General features: G+C 35.7%; 14 protein-coding genes. 8 read left to right on the top strand and 6 right to left on the bottom strand.

Annotated elements, in window-relative coordinates; all coding sequences use genetic code 11:
- Positions 1-81 precede the first annotated feature (81 nt).
- The 4 genes from DNG35_RS04425 to DNG35_RS04410 all read left to right on the top strand — a co-directional run bounded on the left by DNG35_RS04425 (position 82) and on the right by DNG35_RS04410 (position 7,318).
- The gene (locus tag DNG35_RS04425) at positions 82-2,004 is read left to right on the top strand and encodes a M1 family metallopeptidase (RefSeq protein WP_111126544.1); all 1,923 of its coding nucleotides are present in this window, start codon (positions 82-84) and stop codon (positions 2,002-2,004) included.
- Positions 2,005-2,099: 95 nt separating this feature from the next.
- Complete coding sequence (era, locus tag DNG35_RS04420; protein WP_111126543.1) at positions 2,100-2,984, top strand: GTPase Era; 885 nt, start codon at positions 2,100-2,102, stop codon at positions 2,982-2,984.
- Between the two features lie 32 nt (positions 2,985-3,016).
- A complete protein-coding gene (gene der, locus DNG35_RS04415; protein ID WP_111126542.1) occupies positions 3,017-4,321 on the top strand; it encodes a ribosome biogenesis GTPase Der in 1,305 nt (434 codons plus the stop codon).
- A gap of 213 nt (positions 4,322-4,534) precedes the next feature.
- Positions 4,535-7,318 (top strand): outer membrane beta-barrel protein, encoded by a 2,784-nt coding sequence (locus tag DNG35_RS04410; RefSeq protein WP_111126541.1) that lies wholly within the window; start codon positions 4,535-4,537, stop codon positions 7,316-7,318.
- 76 nt (positions 7,319-7,394) lie between these two features.
- Here DNG35_RS04410 and DNG35_RS12165 read toward each other — a convergent pair whose 3' ends face one another.
- The 6 genes from DNG35_RS12165 to DNG35_RS04385 form a co-directional block, all read right to left on the bottom strand.
- Positions 7,395-7,541 (bottom strand): hypothetical protein, encoded by a 147-nt coding sequence (locus DNG35_RS12165; RefSeq protein WP_158524871.1) that lies wholly within the window; start codon positions 7,539-7,541, stop codon positions 7,395-7,397.
- Positions 7,542-7,701: 160 nt separating this feature from the next.
- Complete coding sequence (locus DNG35_RS04405) at positions 7,702-8,535, bottom strand: YgcG family protein (protein ID WP_233494453.1); 834 nt, start codon at positions 8,533-8,535, stop codon at positions 7,702-7,704.
- A complete protein-coding gene (locus tag DNG35_RS04400) occupies positions 8,525-8,974 on the bottom strand; it encodes a TPM domain-containing protein (RefSeq protein ID WP_111126539.1) in 450 nt (149 codons plus the stop codon). The genes DNG35_RS04405 and DNG35_RS04400 overlap by 11 nt, the downstream gene beginning before the upstream one ends.
- A gap of 8 nt (positions 8,975-8,982) precedes the next feature.
- Positions 8,983-9,579 carry a LemA family protein gene (locus DNG35_RS04395; protein WP_111126538.1) on the bottom strand — a complete coding sequence of 199 codons (597 nt, stop codon included), beginning with the start codon at positions 9,577-9,579 and terminating at the stop codon, positions 8,983-8,985.
- A 10-nt stretch (positions 9,580-9,589) separates the two neighbouring features.
- Complete coding sequence (locus DNG35_RS04390) at positions 9,590-9,919, bottom strand: MerR family transcriptional regulator (protein ID WP_111126537.1); 330 nt, start codon at positions 9,917-9,919, stop codon at positions 9,590-9,592.
- Positions 9,919-10,893 (bottom strand): M23 family metallopeptidase, encoded by a 975-nt coding sequence (locus tag DNG35_RS04385; RefSeq protein WP_111126536.1) that lies wholly within the window; start codon positions 10,891-10,893, stop codon positions 9,919-9,921. Before DNG35_RS04385 ends, DNG35_RS04390 begins: the two co-directional genes overlap by 1 nt.
- Positions 10,894-11,013: 120 nt before the next feature.
- Between DNG35_RS04385 and alaS the strand changes: the two genes are divergently transcribed.
- The 4 genes from alaS to DNG35_RS04365 all read left to right on the top strand — a co-directional run bounded on the left by alaS (position 11,014) and on the right by DNG35_RS04365 (position 17,548).
- On the top strand, positions 11,014-13,623 hold the full coding sequence (alaS, locus tag DNG35_RS04380) for an alanine--tRNA ligase (protein ID WP_111126535.1): 2,610 nt from the start codon (positions 11,014-11,016) through the stop codon (positions 13,621-13,623).
- A 51-nt stretch (positions 13,624-13,674) separates the two neighbouring features.
- Positions 13,675-14,571: a GSCFA domain-containing protein gene (locus DNG35_RS04375; protein ID WP_233494452.1), complete on the top strand. Its 897-nt coding sequence runs from the start codon at positions 13,675-13,677 to the stop codon at positions 14,569-14,571.
- A gap of 235 nt (positions 14,572-14,806) precedes the next feature.
- Positions 14,807-15,334, top strand: coding sequence for a DUF6252 family protein (locus DNG35_RS04370; RefSeq protein ID WP_111126533.1), 528 nt, complete (start codon positions 14,807-14,809; stop codon positions 15,332-15,334).
- Between the two features lie 135 nt (positions 15,335-15,469).
- Positions 15,470-17,548: an ATP-binding protein gene (locus DNG35_RS04365; protein ID WP_111126532.1), complete on the top strand. Its 2,079-nt coding sequence runs from the start codon at positions 15,470-15,472 to the stop codon at positions 17,546-17,548.
- The last annotated feature ends 97 nt before the right edge of the window (positions 17,549-17,645 follow it).

The following is a 17,645-nucleotide window of genomic DNA, read 5'->3' as shown; positions in this document are numbered from 1 at the left end:
CTCTTCTTGGGGTAGCTTTTTTTATTTCCAACAAAAACTTACATTTGTTACCCTTATTCACTTAAATTCAAAAATTTTATAATGAAAATTCGTTTTTTATTAGGATGTTTTTTAGCATCTTTTTTCATGCAAGCACAAGTAAACGATGCTATAGAAAATAATCAAGACCAGTTTGAAGAAGAACTTTACCGTCGCGGAAACGTTTACCGCACAGCTACCGGGAAACCTGGTCCGGAATATTGGCAAAACAGTGCCAATTACAATATCGAGGTTCAACTTGACGATCAAAGACACACTATTACAGGATCTATAGAGATTGAGTATACGAATAACAGCCCAGAAGAATTAGATTTTATTTGGTTGTATCTCGAGCAGAACAGGTTTACACCAGATTCTCGGGGTACGCTAACAACGCCAGTGCAAGGCAATCGTTATAACGGTGATGTTGAAGGCGGTTACACGATCAAGAATTTTAGTGCTGAATCTGGTGGTAAAAATTCAACCGATTATGTAATTACCGATACCAGAATGCAAGTTCGATTAGCAGAACCTGTAAAAGCTCAAGGCGGAAAAGCAATCATTTCGATGGGTTTTGCTTATAAAATTCCTGTAAAAGGAATGGATAGAATGGGAAGACTTGATGTCGAACAAGGAACTATTTATGCTTTGGCACAATGGTTTCCTAAAGTTGCAGTTTTTGACGATGTCGTTGGTTGGAATACAGAGCCTTATTTAGGAGCGGGTGAGTTTTATGTCGATTACGGAAATTATGACTACAAAGTAACTGCCCCATATAATCATATTGTCGTAGGTTCTGGCGTTTTGCAAAACCCAAAAGAAGTTTTATCTGATAAAGTTTATGACCGTTGGGAAGATGCCCACGAAAGTGACAAAACCGTCTATTTGGTAAAACCTAGCGAAGTAGGAAAAAAAGCTATTTATAAGAAAAATAGCGGGACATTAACTTGGCATTTTAAAATGGAAAATACCAGAGATGTAGCCTTCGCTTCCTCAAAAGCATTTATTTGGGATGCTGCAAAAATCAACTTAAATACAGGAAGAGCCGTTCTTGGTCAATCGGTTTACCCAAAAGAAAGTGATGGTAAAGACGCTTGGTCACGCTCGACAGAATATACGCAAGCTTCCATCAAATTTTATTCAGACAATTATTACGAATATCCATATAATGTAGCTACAAACGTCGCGGCTGATGTTGGTGGAATGGAATATCCCGGACTAAGCTTTTGCGGATGGAAAGCTAAAGGAGCTTCACTTTGGGGAGTTACCGATCACGAATATGGGCACAATTGGTTCCCGATGATTGTGGGGAGTAACGAAAGACGTTATGCCTGGATGGACGAAGGTTTCAATACCTTTATCAACCACTACAGTACCTTGGCGTTTAATAACCAAGAATATCCATCTAGAATTGGTCAGGTACAAATTATCAATCCGTATTTAATGATGGATTCCCGTGAAGGTATCGATACTTACCCAGATGTGACCAATTTAAGAAATTTAGGTTACACCGCGTATTATAAACCAGCTGTGGGCTTGATCATGCTCCGTGAGTATGTGATTGGCCCAGAACGATTTGATTATGCTTTTAAGTCATATATCGAGACTTGGGCGTTTAAACATCCGCAACCTACAGATTTCTTTAACCATATGGAAAATGCCACTGGCGAAAACTTAGCTTGGTTCTGGAAAGGTTGGTTCTACGGAACAGAAAATATCGATTTGGCACTTAAGAAAGTCGTACAGGAAAAAGAAGGTGCTTTCATCACAATCGAAAAAGTAGAAGAAATTCCGATGCCTGTAAAAATGAAAATCACTTTTGATGACAATTCAAGTGAGATCGTCAACCTTCCGGTGGAAATATGGCAACGTGGTGACGAATGGACGCACTTTTACGAAACTTCAAAAAAGGTAAAAGAAGTAGTAATCGATCCGCATCAACAAACAACAGACATTAATCCGTCAAATAACAACTGGAAAGCTTAAAGGGTTTTTCTTAGATTGGTAGAGATGAAAAGGTTTTATGTAAATTCAGGGAGCCTTTTTCATTTTAAAACTATCTTTGTGCAAAGTTTTTGAAAATGAGTCATAAAGCAGGTTTTGTAAATATTGTAGGAAATCCCAATGTTGGGAAATCTACCTTAATGAATGCTTTTGTAGGGGAACGCCTATCGATTATTACCAGTAAGGCACAAACCACAAGGCATCGTATTTTGGGTATTGTAAACGGCGAAGATTTTCAAGCGGTTTTTAGCGATACCCCAGGAATTATCAAGCCTGCTTACGAATTGCAAAGCTCGATGATGGATTTTGTAAAGTCTGCACTCGATGATGCCGATGTACTTATTTATTTAGTAGAGTTGGGCGAAAAAGAGCTTAAAGACGAAGCTTTTTTCAATAAAATCAAAAACTCGAAAATACCGGTATTGTTGCTTATCAACAAAATAGATAAAGGCGATCAAGAATTGGTGGAAGCACAAGTAAAACTTTGGCAAGAAAAAGTGCCTAATGCAGAAGTTTTTGCAATTTCAGCTTTAGAGAATTTTGGCGTAAGCCAAGTTTTTACCCGTATTATTGAATTGCTTCCAGAATCACCTCCGTTTTACGACAAAGATGCGTTAACTGATAAGCCAGAACGTTTTTTTGTTAACGAAATCATTAGAGAAAAAATCCTATTACATTACAAAAAGGAAATTCCTTATAGTGTTGAGGTAGATACAGAAGAATTTTTTGAAGACGAAAAAATCATTCGTATTCGCAGTGTGATTATGGTCGAGCGAGATACCCAAAAAGGAATTATTATTGGTCATAAAGGAAGTGCGATTAAACGCGTAGGAGTAGAAGCCAGGGCCGATTTAGAAAAGTTTTTCGGAAAGCAAATTCACTTAGATTTGTATGTAAAAGTCAATAAAAATTGGCGAAGTGACCAAAAACAATTAAAACGATTTGGGTATAATCAAAAATAAAAAATACTAATTTCGCACACAAAATAAAAACTATGGGAAATATCGTTGCCATTGTAGGAAGGCCAAATGTAGGAAAATCTACGTTCTTCAATCGTTTAATACAACGACGAGAAGCGATTGTAGATTCGGTGAGTGGTGTAACCCGTGATCGCCATTACGGAAAAACCGATTGGAATGGGCGTGAGTTTTCGGTGATTGACACTGGAGGTTATGTGATTGGTAGCGACGATGTTTTTGAAGCCGAAATCGATAAACAAGTAGAACTGGCCATAGACGAAGCCGATGCGATTATTTTTATGGTTGATGTTGAAGAAGGCATTACGCCAATGGATGAAGATGTGGCAAAATTACTTCGTAAAATAGAAAAACCTGTTTTTTTGGCAGTCAACAAAGTTGATACTGCACAAAAATCTCAAGATGCGATGGAGTTTTATAGTCTTGGTTTAGGCGAATATTTTACGATTGCTGGTATTAACGGTAGCGGAACAGGTGAACTGCTCGATGCTTTGGTGTTAGCTCTACCAGAAAAAGAAGAAAAGGAAGAAGAAGTTCTGCCGAGGTTTGCTGTAGTAGGAAGACCAAATGCAGGAAAATCTTCTTTTATCAATGCGTTGATTGGCGAAGAAAGATATATTGTGACCGATATTGCAGGAACTACTAGGGATTCTATCGATACCAAATACAACCGTTTTGGGTTTGAATTTAACCTTGTCGATACCGCAGGGATTAGAAGAAAATCGAAGGTAAAAGAAGATATCGAGTTCTACTCGGTGATGCGAAGTGTAAGAGCTATCGAGCATGCAGATGTTTGTATTTTAATTGTTGATGCTACTAGAGGTTTTGATGCCCAAGTGCAAAATATATTTTGGTTAGCACAACGCAACAGAAAAGGAATTGTCATTCTAATCAATAAATGGGATTTGGTAGAAAAAGAAACTAATACCATGAAAGAATTTGAAGCGCACATCCGTAAAGAAATAGAGCCTTTTACCGATGTGCCGATTGTGTTTATTTCGGTGTTGAACAAACAACGTATTTTTAAAGCGATAGAAACGGCAGTTGAAGTTTACGAAAACCGTAGTAAACGCATTAAAACCAGAGAATTGAATGATGTTTTGTTACCGATTATTCAAGGAAATCCGCCGCCAGCCTATAAAGGGAAATACGTTAAAATCAAATTTATTACCCAATTGCCAACACCACAACCGCAATTTGCTTTTTTCTGTAACTTACCACAATACGTGAGAGATCCTTATAAGCGATTCCTCGAAAACAAACTACGTCAACATTTTGGGTTTACCGGAGTTCCGATTTCAGTTTATATGCGGAAAAAGTAAAAACTGATGATTAAAATTATTGTCTTTATATTCATTTTACTTGGTTTTAGTTTTTTGTTTTACGAAACTAATAACCCCTTATTTCTGTTATTTATTGCTCCAACTTTATTTTTTGTTCATCAAGTAATTACCAAATTTTCTAAGGTTTAATGCAACTTTTTTGAGGTTTGTTAGTCTATTATATATGTAAACTAACAAAAATTCATTTCTATTTTGAAGAAATTTCATTTACTCCAATGGTTCGCTGTACTTTTCTTTACAGCCACAAGTTTTGCTCAAGATTATAAAATTACTGGTAAAATTTCCGACGAAAGTCAAATCGCTTTAGAGTCGGCTACGGTTTATGTCGAGACCAAAGACAGCACGTTGGTAGATTATACCATTACCGATAGAAACGGAAATTTTACAGTAGAAGGAAAAACTTCAGAAAATTTGGTCAATCTTTTTGTCTCGTACACAGGTTTTCAAACCTTAAAAAAAGAAATCGATTTTTCACAAAGTAAAACAGTAGAACTCGGAAATCTTAACCTTGTTATCGACGACAACACGCTCGACGAAGTAGTTGTAAAAGGAACGAGAGCTCCAGTAACCATCAAGACAGATACTTTGGAATTTAATGCAGCTTCTTTCAAAACAAAAGACGATGCCAACCTCGAAGAAGTACTCAAAAAGCTACCTGGGGTAAAAGTAGATACCGAAGGTAAAATTACCGTGAACGGAAAACCGGTTTCTCGAATTTTGGTGAACGGAAAAGAATTTTTTGGTGACGATCCGTTAGTGGCAACCAAAAATTTACCCAAAGAAATCATCAATAAAATTCAGGTGGTCGATACCAAAACCAAATCACAAGAATTTACTGGGGAAGAAGGTGATTCAGAAAATAAAACCATTAACATTACCATAGAAGAAGATAAAAACAAAGGTTTTTTCTCGCGCTTAACCGCTGGAGCTGGAACTAACGAGCGTTATGAACTCAGCGGAATTGCCAACTATTTTAAAGATGAAATGCGGGTAAGTTTGTTGGCAAGCTCTAATAACATCAACTCTTCTGGGTTTAGTTTTGATGAGGTTTTTGATGCGATGGGAAGAAACGCCTATTCGATTACTCGAAATTCTAGCGGTGCTTTTTCGATTAACGGAAATAGTTTTGGCGGTGGAAGTGGAGTGACCAAGTCGGATAATGCTGGTTTTAATTTCACCAACGAGTGGAATGACAATACAGAATTGGATGTCAATTACTTTTTTAATCGAGCAGATAATGTGACCGAAACTAAAATTGAACGGGAAAATATTTTGCCAGACCGAAGGTATTTTAATAATTCAGAGTCAGGTTCGAATAGAGAAAACGACAATCACCGTTTACGATTGGGTTTTGAAGTAGAACTCGACACGCTTACGCGAATTGATTTCCGACCAAATATTACCTATAATGATGGTTTTTCTAACAGTGACTCTTTTACCGAATCGTTTGAAGAAGACGGAACACCAATAAACGATGCAGAAACTTTTAGAGATTCTGAAGTAAATAGCCTCAACTTTAGTAACCGATTGGATGTGACTAGAAAAATAGGAAAACGCAAGAGTTTTTTAAGGCTTGGGTTTAATAATTCGCATAACAATTCAGATGAAGAAGAGTTTTTGTTTTCGAACCGAAGAACCTACAGTAACGGTGTTTTAGAAGATGAAGAAATTCAAGACCAATTCATCACCGAAGAAGGTAGGCAAGACACTTACGAAATAGAATTTGATTCTCGTTTTTCGCTCACCGATAGTTTGCAATTGGAGTTTGATTATATGTATACGAAAGAAAATCGTCACAACAGTAGGTTGGTTTATGATAAAGATTTGACTTCCGAAGGCTATGATAATTTAAACAACAATTTAAGTAGCGAATTTTACTCCGAAACTTTTGAACATCGACCCTCAGTTGGTTTGAGTTATACTGGAAAAAAACTTAGGTTAGGCACAAATGCTGGTATCCAGAACATCAGATTGGTAAACGAAAATGTCTTTGCAGATGCGGAATTTGATAACACATTTACCAATTTTTATTCTAGGGTTTTTGCGCATTACCGAATCAATCAGACCAAATCGATGTATGCCAATTACCGAAGCAACTGGAATGTTCCAAGTATCAGTCAGTTGCAACCAGTACAGAATACGACCAATCCGCTGAATATTGTTACGGGTAATCCTAATTTACGACCTACGCTCAATCATAATTTGTATGCCAATTTCAATAATTATGATTTTAAGAGTAAATCTGGTTTCTACAGTTACCTTGGCGGAAGCTTTTACCAAGACCAGGTTGTTTCTATCACCACAACAGATGAAGATTTGGTAAGAACAACCACTTACACCAATGTTGATGGAGCGTATAACTTTTACGGTGGTTTTAGCATCGACCGATCGTTTAAATTTAAAGATGAAAGCACTTTTCGTCTAAGTCCGGGGATCAATGCCAATTATTCAAAAAATGTTGGGTTTTCAAACGCGGTACAATTTGATTCTAAGAACTTAAGTCTTACACCAAACATTGGTTTTCAGTATGATATTCCAGACAAGATTACCATCGAACCTAATTATGATTTTTCTTTCAACCAAACCAATTATAGTCTGAACGATAGAACAGAGGAATTTATCAATCATACGGTAACGACAGAAATAACGAGTTATTGGCCAAAGAATTTTGTTTTCGGAAATGATATTACCTACCAATACTTAGGAAATGTAGCGCCAGGCTTTAAAAACAATTATGTATTGTGGAATATGAGTTTGGGTTATAAGGTTTTTGGAGAAGATGGTATTATAAAAGTAAAGGTCTTTGATGTGCTTAACGAAAACACAGGAGTTGTAAGAAGAACAGGTGAAGATTACATCCAAGACCAAGAGAGTTTGGTTTTAGAGCAATATGTAATGTTTAGCTTTACATATAAGCTCAGTAAGTTTGCGGGCAATAAATCTCCAAGAGGAGGAATGCGTTTCAGAAGAATGTAAAAAAAATCCACTTGTTCTGCAAGTGGATTTTTCTTTTATAGCACATAAAAAATTATGGTCTTTTATGGTGTTTTAATTATTGTTGAGCGTTGCCTTGTAATGTGTGGTAATAATCACTTTTTATCACTTTTGACATCCATTCCATCAAGTTGTTAGACTTTCTTTGAAACTTGTATGACACTTCATTTATCATTAGATTTTCGTGGTTTAAATTAGTAGTCATAAGAGTTAGATTTTTTGTTTTTAGTATTCTAAAATTACGAAATCTAAAAATAGACTGTTATGAAATCGATAAACTTTAATAAAAATATAATAGAATTTCTCAATAAATTCTTAAAAAAAGACAGTTGATATGTGAAATTAATAAAAAATTAAGAAGAAGGCTACCAACTTCCGCCAGCGCCACCACCAGAGAATCCGCCACCGCCAAAACCGCCTCCAAAGCCACCCCCAAAGCCTCCGCTGCCAAAACCGCCAGAGCTTCTTCCGCCTCCAAAACTACCTCGACCCATATTGCTTAAAATAAGTGCATCTAAAACAGTCCCTAAAGTGCTTCGGTTACCTTTGCTATTGTCATCGTCATCGTTACGGTTTCTTCTAATGACAGATAAAATAATGATAAGGATGATAAACCCGTAAAAAAGAAGCTTAAATATAATTTCGTAAGAAGTATAACTTGGTTTTTTGTTGGCCTTTCGAGATCCTTTGTAAGTTCCTTTTAAAACTTCAAAAATAGCATTGGTACCTTTATCTAAACCAGCGTAATAATCTCCTTTTTTAAATTCAGGAATAATCACATTTCTGATGAGTTCTCCGTTGATGCCTGCGGTAAGTTTATGTTCAACACCATAACCAGGAGAAATCCAGATATCCCGATCGTCTTTAGCGAGTAAAATAAAAACACCATTGTCTTCTTTTTCTTGCCCGATTCCCCACTTGTGTCCCCAACGCGGAGCTAATAAGCCAATGTTTTCACCTTTGGTAGTACTGATGATACTCACGACAATTTGGGTAGAGGTCGTATCCGAATAGCGAATGAGTTTTTCTTCTAAAGCAGTTTTTTGTGACGGTGTGAGTAAATCGATATAATCATAAACACTAGTTTGCTTTTTTGGGACACCAGGAATATTATACTGCCCAAAAACAATTTGCTGCGAAAGCAACAAAAGCAAAAACAGACTTGACTTCAATATTATTTTTAAGAACTTATTTTGCATTGTTTTCTTTAGAAATCGTATTAGGAAGTTCATTGATATCGCTATGATCCCAAGGAAAATATTTTTGTAATTCGAGACCTGCTTTTTCTATTCCTTCGACCAAACCTTGTTTAAAATGACCGTGCCTAAAATGGTTTTGCATCACCTCTTTGGTAGATTCCCAAAAATCGTCGGTAACAGCATCGTTGATGCCTTTATCGCCATAGATATAAAATTTCTTATCGTTTACCGCCACATAAATCAAGACACCATTTTGAAGTTTGGTATTATCCATTTTGAGGTAATGAAAAACTTCTTTGGTGCGTGACTCAAGTGTTGTTTCACAGTGGTTTTCGATATGCACCCGTATTTCTCCCGAAGTGTTCTCTTCAGCATTTCTTATAGCGGTAATGATTTCCTGTTCTTCGGTTGGAGTCAAGAAATCTTCTATTTTACCCATAACTTTTATTAAAAATCAAATTCTACGTCAACCGGTTTTTCTGCTCCAGGTTCTGAATCGAAATAAGGTTTTCCTTCAAAACCAAACATTCCTGCCAAAACTGAATTTGGAAAAGTTTTCACGTGGTTGTTGTAAGGTTTTATCGCTTCGTTATAGCGTATTCTAGCAGTTTGTATCGTGTTTTCCGTGCTGGTAAGTTCGTCTTGTAGTTTCAAAAAGTTTTGATTAGCCTTTAATTCTGGATAACGTTCTACCGAAACCAGTAATCTCGAGAGTGCTGAAGATAATCCGCCTTGAGCTTGGTTGAATTGCTCTAACTGCTCTGGTGTTATATTTTCTGGGTTGATGTTGGTAGCGGTAGCTTTTGCTCTTGCTTCAATTACTTCCCTTAAAGTGTTTCGTTCAAAATCTGCAGCACCTTGTACGGTCTTCACTAAATTTCCGATAAGGTCGTTTCTACGTTGGTAAGAAGTTTGTACGTTACCCCAAGCTTCGCTTACACTTTCGTTAAGGCGAACAGCTTCGTTGTTAAAACCTACTGCCCAACGGTAAACTCCAAAGATGATAACTGCAAGTATGATTACAGGAATAAGCCATTTTTTCATAACAATAATTTTATAGTTGATTTTTTATTTTTATTAGTTCTTGTTTGATGTGTTCTAATTTACGAACAATCTCAAAGTTGTCAAGTGTTTCTCTTCCTTTTTCTTTGAGATGTGTTTTTGCACCTTCGAGCGTAAAACCTCGTTCTTTAACCAAATGATAGATAAACTCTAGGTTTTTGATGTCTTCGGGAGTAAATTTACGGTTGCCTTTGGCATTTTTTTTTGGTTTCAGAATGTCGAATTCATTTTCCCAATACCGGATAAGTGAAGTGTTAACATCAAAAGCTTTGGCAACTTCGCCAATGCTGTAGTATAATTTCTCCGGAAGGTTTACTCTCATTAGTCAAGAGATTGGTTTTCTAAAGAAGATTGGTGCAACATGATATCATACTCTTCGGCCGTTAAATCACCGTGGTAAAAGTTGATTGGATTGACTACTTTACCATCTTTGTGTACTTCATAGTGTAAGTGTGAGGCGGTAGATAAACCTGTGTTTCCTACTTTGGCAATCACTTCACCTCTTTTTACACGTTGACCACGACGAACATTGATTCTGCTCAAGTGCGCATAGTAGGTTTCGTAACCAAAACCGTGATCAAGCACGACCAAATTTCCGTAACCAGTAGAGCGTTCTGCTTTTTTTACAACGGCATCACCAGTGGCGAAAACTTCGGTTCCTGTTCTTGCTGTAAAATCCATGCCGTTGTGCATTTTTCGGTATTTTAAAATAGGGTGCATACGCATTCCGTAACCCGAAGCCATACGTTTTAGGTCTTCGTTTTTTACGGGCTGTATTGCAGGAATTGCTGCCAAAAGCTTTTCTTTTTCTTTTGCTAAACGGATAATTTCATCTAGTGATTTTGATTGTACAACAATTTGCTTTTGAAGAATATCCATACGTCGATGCGTTTCAATAATCAGTTCCGAATTATCGTAACCATCGTAATCGCGGTAACGGTTTATCCCTCCAAAACCAGCTTTTCGTTGTTCATCTGGAATCGGACTTGCTTCAAAATAGACGCGGTAAATATCGTTGTCTCGGGTTTCTACATCTGCCAAAACACGTTGCGCTTGGTTCATTTTTTTGTTGAGTACCTCAAACTGAACCTGCATGTTTTTAAGCTCACGTTTTAACGCTTTTTCTTTAGGTGTATCTATTTGTGGAATGTTGAGGTAAATAATGAGTAAAAGAAATCCTGCCAGAAAAGAGGCTGTAATACCTAAAGCGATAAACCCAATTCTACGCCCTTTTTTCTTTTCAATTTTCTTGTAAGAGAGGGTTTCGCTATCGTAATAATATTTAACCTTAGACATTCTAGTAAATTATGTTATTTTTGCGTGTTATTAATTTCGAATTAATAACATAACGACTAACAAATATAGAAATTGTTTCAATAGTAACATAATATTAACAAGAGTTCGATTAAAATTCCTATGAAATCTAACGATATACGCACTAAATTCTTACACTTTTTTGAGTCAAAAAAACACCAAATTGTTCCTTCTGCACCTATGGTTTTAAAGAACGATCCCACCTTGATGTTTGTGAATTCTGGGATGGCTCCCTTTAAAGAATATTTTTTAGGAAATGCAGTGCCAAAAAATTCGCGTATTGCTGACTCCCAAAAATGCCTTCGTGTAAGCGGAAAGCACAACGATTTAGAAGAAGTAGGAAAAGACACTTACCATCACACCATGTTTGAGATGTTGGGTAACTGGAGTTTTGGTGATTATTTTAAAAAAGAAGCTATTTCTTGGGCTTGGGAATTATTGACGGAGGTATACAAAGTCAATAAAGACGATTTGTATGTGACGGTTTTTGAAGGTGATAAAGACGATAACTTAGGTGTAGATCAAGAAGCGTTGGAATTGTGGAAAGCTATTGTTCCGGAAGAAAAAATTCTTTACGGAAATAAAAAAGACAACTTTTGGGAAATGGGTGATCAAGGACCTTGCGGGTCTTGTTCAGAAATTCATGTAGATATCAGAAGTGACGAAGAAAAAAAGAAAATTTCAGGTAGGGATTTGGTTAATCAAGACCATCCGCAAGTGGTAGAAATCTGGAATTTGGTTTTTATGCAATACAACCGTCTTGCCAATGGAAAATTAGAAGAATTGCCCAACAAGCATATCGATACCGGAATGGGGTTTGAGCGACTTTGTATGGTATTACAAGACAAACAGTCTAATTATGATACCGATGTTTTTACGCCACTTATTAGAGAAATCGAAACCATTACCAAAACGGATTATGATAAAGATGAAAAAACAGCTATTGCGATTCGTGTAGTTGCCGATCACGTTCGTGCAGTAACTTTTGCGATTGCAGACGGACAACTGCCAAGTAACAACGGAGCTGGATATGTGATAAGAAGAATTTTACGTCGAGCGATTCGTTATGGTTATACTTTTCTCGGTACACGAAAGCCGTTTATCTATAAATTAGTTTCGACTTTAGTAGAACAAATGGGAGAGCAGTTTCCTGAGCTTCAGAAGCAAAAAAATATCTGTGAAAATGTCATCAAAGAAGAAGAGAATTCTTTTTTACGTACGCTAGAGCAAGGCTTGGTTTTGTTAGAGAGCATGACGGCAAATACTAAAGAAAAAACCCTTTCGGGAAAAAAAGCTTTTGAATTGTATGATACTTATGGATTTCCGATAGATTTAACCTCGCTCATTCTGAGTGAAAAAAATATGCAACTCGATTATGAAGGTTTTGAGAAAGAATTACAAAAACAAAAAGAACGTTCGCGGGATGCTTCCAAAACCACCACCGAAGATTGGCAGATTTTAATAGATGATGAGGTTGAAGAGTTTGTGGGTTATGATCGCACAGAAGTTAACGTAAGAATTACCAAATACAGAAAGATCACGACCAAAAAGCAAGGTAATTTATACCAGTTGGTGTTTAATCTAACTCCATTCTACCCAGAAGGTGGAGGTCAAGTTGGTGATAAAGGTTTTATTGAAGCGGCCAACGGAAATATGACCTACATTATCGATACCAAAAAAGAAAACAACCTGATTTTACACTTCGCCAAAAATTTACCTAAAGACCTTAACGGAACTTTTAAAGCGGTGGTAGATGAAAATTCGCGTAAACTAACTGCTTCTAATCACTCGGCGACGCATTTGTTGCATCAAGCTCTGAGAACCGTTTTGGGAAAACACGTCGAGCAAAAAGGTTCGATGGTAAATAGCGATTATTTACGTTTCGATTTTTCTCATTTTGCTAAAGTAAGCGATGAAGAATTACAAGAAGTAGAACGTTTTGTGAATGCGAGAATTAGAGAGCAACTTCCGTTGGAAGAAAAAAGAAATATTCCTTACGAAGAAGCGATAGAAAACGGAGCGATTGCCCTTTTTGGGGAAAAATATGGTGATGCTGTAAGAACTATTGGTTTTGGTGACTCTGTAGAACTTTGTGGAGGAACACACGTAAAAAACACCAATGATATTTGGCATTTTATCATCACTAATGAAACAGCTGTTGCTTCTGGAATACGTCGTATCGAAGCCATAACAGGCGAAACAGCTAAAGAATTTTTAACCCAACAGAGCAAAAGCTTTGATGCTTTAAAAAGTTTGCTGAAATCTAAAGAACCTATCAAATCGGTTGCTCAATTACAGGATGAAAACAATCAGTTAAAAAAGGAAATAGAAAAACTTTTAAGTGAAAAAGCACAAGGTTTAAAAGTAAACCTGAAAAACAACATCCAAGAAAAAAATGGTGTAAACTATTTGGTGCAACAAGTAGATGTAGATGCTAATGCAATGAAAGATATCTGCTTTCAGTTGGGTGGAGAAGTCGACAATTTGTTTGTTTTTCTAAGTGCTGATGTCGATGGTAAAGCGTTGTTGACTTGTTATATTTCTAAAGATTTAGCAGAACAAAAAAGTTTGAATGCAGGAACAATTGTTCGAGAAATGGGTAAACACATTCAAGGCGGTGGCGGCGGTCAAGCTTTTTTCGCTACAGCTGGCGGAAAAAATCCTGCAGGAATTGCCAAAGCCAATGAAGATGTTTTAAAATATTTAGACTAATTGAAGCTATCTACTCAAATACCTATAAAGGAAGAACAGCCAAAAATTAATTTGGATTCTAAAATTCTCTTGCTTGGTTCTTGTTTTTCGGAAAATATAGGAGCAAAATTTGATTATTTTAAATTTCAAACTCTTCAAAATCCGTTTGGGATTTTGTTTCATCCGTACGGTATCGAAAAATTCATTGACTTTGTGGTCGAAAATAAAACTTTTGATGAAGAAAGTTTACTTCGTCATAACGAAGTTTGGCTTTCATTAGATGCACATTCTAAACACAATGGTGTAGATAAAGAAGTGGTCTTTAAAAACCTTCAAACGCAATTAGAGCTAACTCAAAATTTTCTAAAAGAAAGCACTCATGTTTTTATTACCTTGGGGACTTCTTGGGTGTATTCTCATAAGGAGAAAAGGCAATATGTGGCCAATTGTCATAAAATTCCGCAATCGGAATTTCAAAAAGAATTGATCTCGAGCGAAAATATCCGCGAAAGTTTAAAGCGAATGAGTGTAAACATTCATCAAATCAACCCGCAAGCAAAAGTAGTTTTTACGGTTTCTCCTGTGCGACACCTTAAAGATGGTTTTGTCGAAAACCAGCAGAGTAAAGCCAATTTGGTGGTAGCTGTTCATCAACTAATCAAAGAAAATGCTGAGATGGGTTATTTTCCAAGCTATGAGTTGCTGTTGGATGAGTTACGCGATTATCGTTTTTATGCAGCAGATTTATTGCATCCTAATCAATTGGCTATCGATTACATTTGGGAAAAATTCAAAACTACTTGGTTTGATCTTAATATAGAACAAGATTTAAAGCAGATCGATAGTATCCAGAAAGGTTTATTACATAAAGTTTTTAATCCAGAGACTGAGCAATATCAGAAGTTTTTGGCAGATCTAGAAAAGCAAAAAACAGCTATTCGGAAGAAATATTCCCACATCACTTTCTAATTATAAGGCAATTGCCCTATTCTATAAGTAACTTTTTTCTTATAAGTTTGAATTGAAGAAATGCTTTTTAATTTTAGGGGTAATTTTTTAAATCAGCAGACTTTTATAAAATGAAGTCAACTTCAACCATTAAACCGAGATTTTTCTCGGTTTATTTTTTTAGGGCAATTGCCCTATTGTTATAAGTTAATCTTCCGTCTACTTTTGAAACCATAAACCAATAAATATAAAAACCATGAAAAAATTACTTTATTTATGTTTGAGCTTAACCTTTTTGGTTAGTTGTAGTAGTAGCGACGATGGTGGTTCTGGAGGGTCTGCCGCAGAAGGCACGATAGAAGCTAGTGTAAATGGTAGTGCTTTTAACTCTTTAAGCATGACCTCATTTGCATCTTTAGTAGAAGCAGGAGGAACAACATCTCTGGTTATTCAAGGGAATGATGCTGACGGTCGAGCTGTTCATTTAATGATGCATAGCGTTTACGAAGGTCCAGGAACTTATGAGATTAATGGTGATGAAGGAAACGTAATGATTTCTGCATCTTATATAGAAATAGATGTAGATATGAACAATCCGCAAAACTCAGAGACAACTACTTGGGTTGCTCCTTTTGAAGGAGGCGGACTTGTAGGAGAAATTCAAGTATCTGAAGACGAAGGCGAATATGTAAAAGGAACTTTCTTTTTCGAAGCTCGAAATCAAGATGATGAGAATGATACAGTTAATGTGACTTCAGGTTCATTTAATGTAAAGAAACAGTAAGAAATAAAAACATTAAAACTCTCAAACTTGAGGTTTTTATGTGGAACCGGAATATCATTTTAATGTGGTTTCCGGTTTTTTTGTGAGACATATCATTAAAAATGATATATTTAAGATACTAAAATCAACCAACTTATGCGAAAATTTATTTTTGCAGCACTTTTTTTATGCCCCTTTCTTTTTTGTTTTGCACAAAAAGAAGATAATTTAACTCCATTAGATTCTTTAATAAGGTTTTATAAAATTGAGGCTTGGAACAATAGATATATAGATGGAAAAAAAGCTTCTCAAGCTTTGCACCTAGGTTTGGAAGCTGCCTATCAGAAAGATTTTGATGTTGATATTGGTTATTTTTATAGGAAGTTAGTTTCTCAAAAAGGATATTCTAGTGAGCTTGATAGTTCTAGGTATTTTTTTAAGAAGGGCTTAGAGTATTTTAAAGCTCTTCCTAAAAACAAATTGAATGATAAGTCTATCGATGCACATTTACATAGTGAATTAGCAGAAGCGTACCATGTCAACGATTTTATAGACAGTTCTTTATATCACTATAATAAAGCTACTAAGCTCTATAAAAGAGACAATGATGGAATAGGCGTCTTGATAGGCTACATTAATATAGGAAACCTATATTATGAGAAAAATGATAATTCAGAAGCTCTTGTCAATTTTCATGAGGCAGAAAAATTAGCAGATACAACACGATATTTATACATCAAAGCTACAGTGTTTAATAGTCTTGTGGCAGTTTATGATGCGATGGGAAATGTTAATAAATCTAAAGAATATGCATACAAGGCTCTACATACAGCATTGCAAGATGACGATAAAGAAGTGTGGTTGCGAGCATATTTAGCTGTAGCTAAAAAAGAGTTTGTTTCTGGTGATTTTGAAGAAGCTAAAGTTCATCTAAAGCATACCCAGGAAATCATAGACACGACAGGATACAAGAGTTTTAGCCTGCCTTTGAGTATAGAGCATTCAGAAATACTATTAAAAGAAAAAAAATATCAGCAATCAAAAGAAATTTTAGAAAAGAATAAACCTCTTTTAGATGAGTTTCAATATTATCCTGATACTCGTTTTCATTTTAAGTATCAATTAGCAAAAACATACGATGCTTTAAATGATGATATAAAAGCTAAGTCTGTACTGATTCCTTTAGAAAAATTGGCAGATTCTTTAAAGTATAAAAGTGAGCAAGGTTACATCAATAAGTTACTTAGCGATATCTACTTAAAACAAAAAAACTATGAACAAGCTTTTATTACAAGAGAAATATATCATAACATATCTGATAGTCTCATGTCTGTAGAAAAGCAAAAAGAGTTTAAAGAAATAGAAACAGTTTACGAAACAGAAAAGAAAGAGAACCAGATACTTGCACAAAAAGCAGAGCTTATAGAAAAAGATTTACAGGTAAAAAGAAAACATATTTTATTTTTAGCAGGTATTGCCTTGGCTGTAATTTTAGGGTTGATAGGTTTTTTAGTATACAATCAGCAGAGACTTAAAAATAGACAGTTAAAAAAGGAAAGTGAACTTAAAGTTGCCCTTGCCAAAATAGAAACCCAGAATAAACTACAAGAACAAAGGCTCCGTATTTCGAGAGATTTGCACGACAACATAGGTTCGCAACTTACATTTATCATTTCATCTATAGATAGCCTTAATTTTAGATATAATGATAAAAATCAAGAACTTAGTCGTAAATTGGGTTTTATAAGCGATTTCACCACAAGTACTATTTATGAACTTCGTGATACCGTTTGGGCTTTAAATAAAGACAATATTTCTGTTGAAGATCTTAAAACTAGGATTCAGAATTTTATAGAAAAAGCAGGAGTTGCATCGCAGAATACTGAGGTGAAATTTCAAACAAAAGGAGCTATAAATGATCAGACCTTGTTTACTTCAGTTGCCGGAATAAATATTTATAGAATCATTCAAGAAAGTGTAAATAACGCTGTCAAGCACGCTTATGCAGAATTAATAGAAGTGGTGTTTAATGTAGATAATAATTACTTGTCGTTAATGATTTCCGATAACGGAAAAGGATTTGAAACATCTCAACATACTTCTACCAACGGTTTAAACAACATCAGGAAAAGAGCAAAAGAGCTCGAAGGATTTTCAAAAATTGCCTCAGAAAAAAATCATGGAACTCAAGTAGAAGTAAAGCTGCCATTAACCAAAATTAGGGCAAATGCCTAATAGATAATACTAACTTAAACAATTACCTTTATCATAAAATACAGCTATGGTTTTTATCCAGTACAATTTTTTATTGGTCTTGGTCTTGTTTGCTTTT

The organism is Mesonia sp. K7 (assembly GCF_003233725.1).
GTDB lineage: Bacteria > Bacteroidota > Bacteroidia > Flavobacteriales > Flavobacteriaceae > Mesonia.
The sequence above is the reverse complement of the archived record's forward strand: the minus strand, read 5'-3'. Positions and strand labels throughout refer to the sequence as shown.

Coding starts and splice junctions, on each gene's coding strand:
- DNG35_RS04425 (WP_111126544.1), top strand. CDS start 82: ATGAAAATTCGTTTTTTATTAGGATGTTTTTTAGCATCTTTTTTCATG.
- era (WP_111126543.1), top strand. CDS start 2,100: ATGAGTCATAAAGCAGGTTTTGTAAATATTGTAGGAAATCCCAATGTT.
- der (WP_111126542.1), top strand. CDS start 3,017: ATGGGAAATATCGTTGCCATTGTAGGAAGGCCAAATGTAGGAAAATCT.
- DNG35_RS12165 (WP_158524871.1), bottom strand. CDS start 7,541: ATGACTACTAATTTAAACCACGAAAATCTAATGATAAATGAAGTGTCA.
- DNG35_RS04405 (WP_233494453.1), bottom strand. CDS start 8,535: ATGCAAAATAAGTTCTTAAAAATAATATTGAAGTCAAGTCTGTTTTTG.
- DNG35_RS04400 (WP_111126539.1), bottom strand. CDS start 8,974: ATGGGTAAAATAGAAGATTTCTTGACTCCAACCGAAGAACAGGAAATC.
- DNG35_RS04395 (WP_111126538.1), bottom strand. CDS start 9,579: ATGAAAAAATGGCTTATTCCTGTAATCATACTTGCAGTTATCATCTTT.
- DNG35_RS04390 (WP_111126537.1), bottom strand. CDS start 9,919: ATGAGAGTAAACCTTCCGGAGAAATTATACTACAGCATTGGCGAAGTT.
- DNG35_RS04385 (WP_111126536.1), bottom strand. CDS start 10,893: ATGTCTAAGGTTAAATATTATTACGATAGCGAAACCCTCTCTTACAAG.
- alaS (WP_111126535.1), top strand. CDS start 11,014: ATGAAATCTAACGATATACGCACTAAATTCTTACACTTTTTTGAGTCA.
- DNG35_RS04370 (WP_111126533.1), top strand. CDS start 14,807: ATGAAAAAATTACTTTATTTATGTTTGAGCTTAACCTTTTTGGTTAGT.
- DNG35_RS04365 (WP_111126532.1), top strand. CDS start 15,470: ATGCGAAAATTTATTTTTGCAGCACTTTTTTTATGCCCCTTTCTTTTT.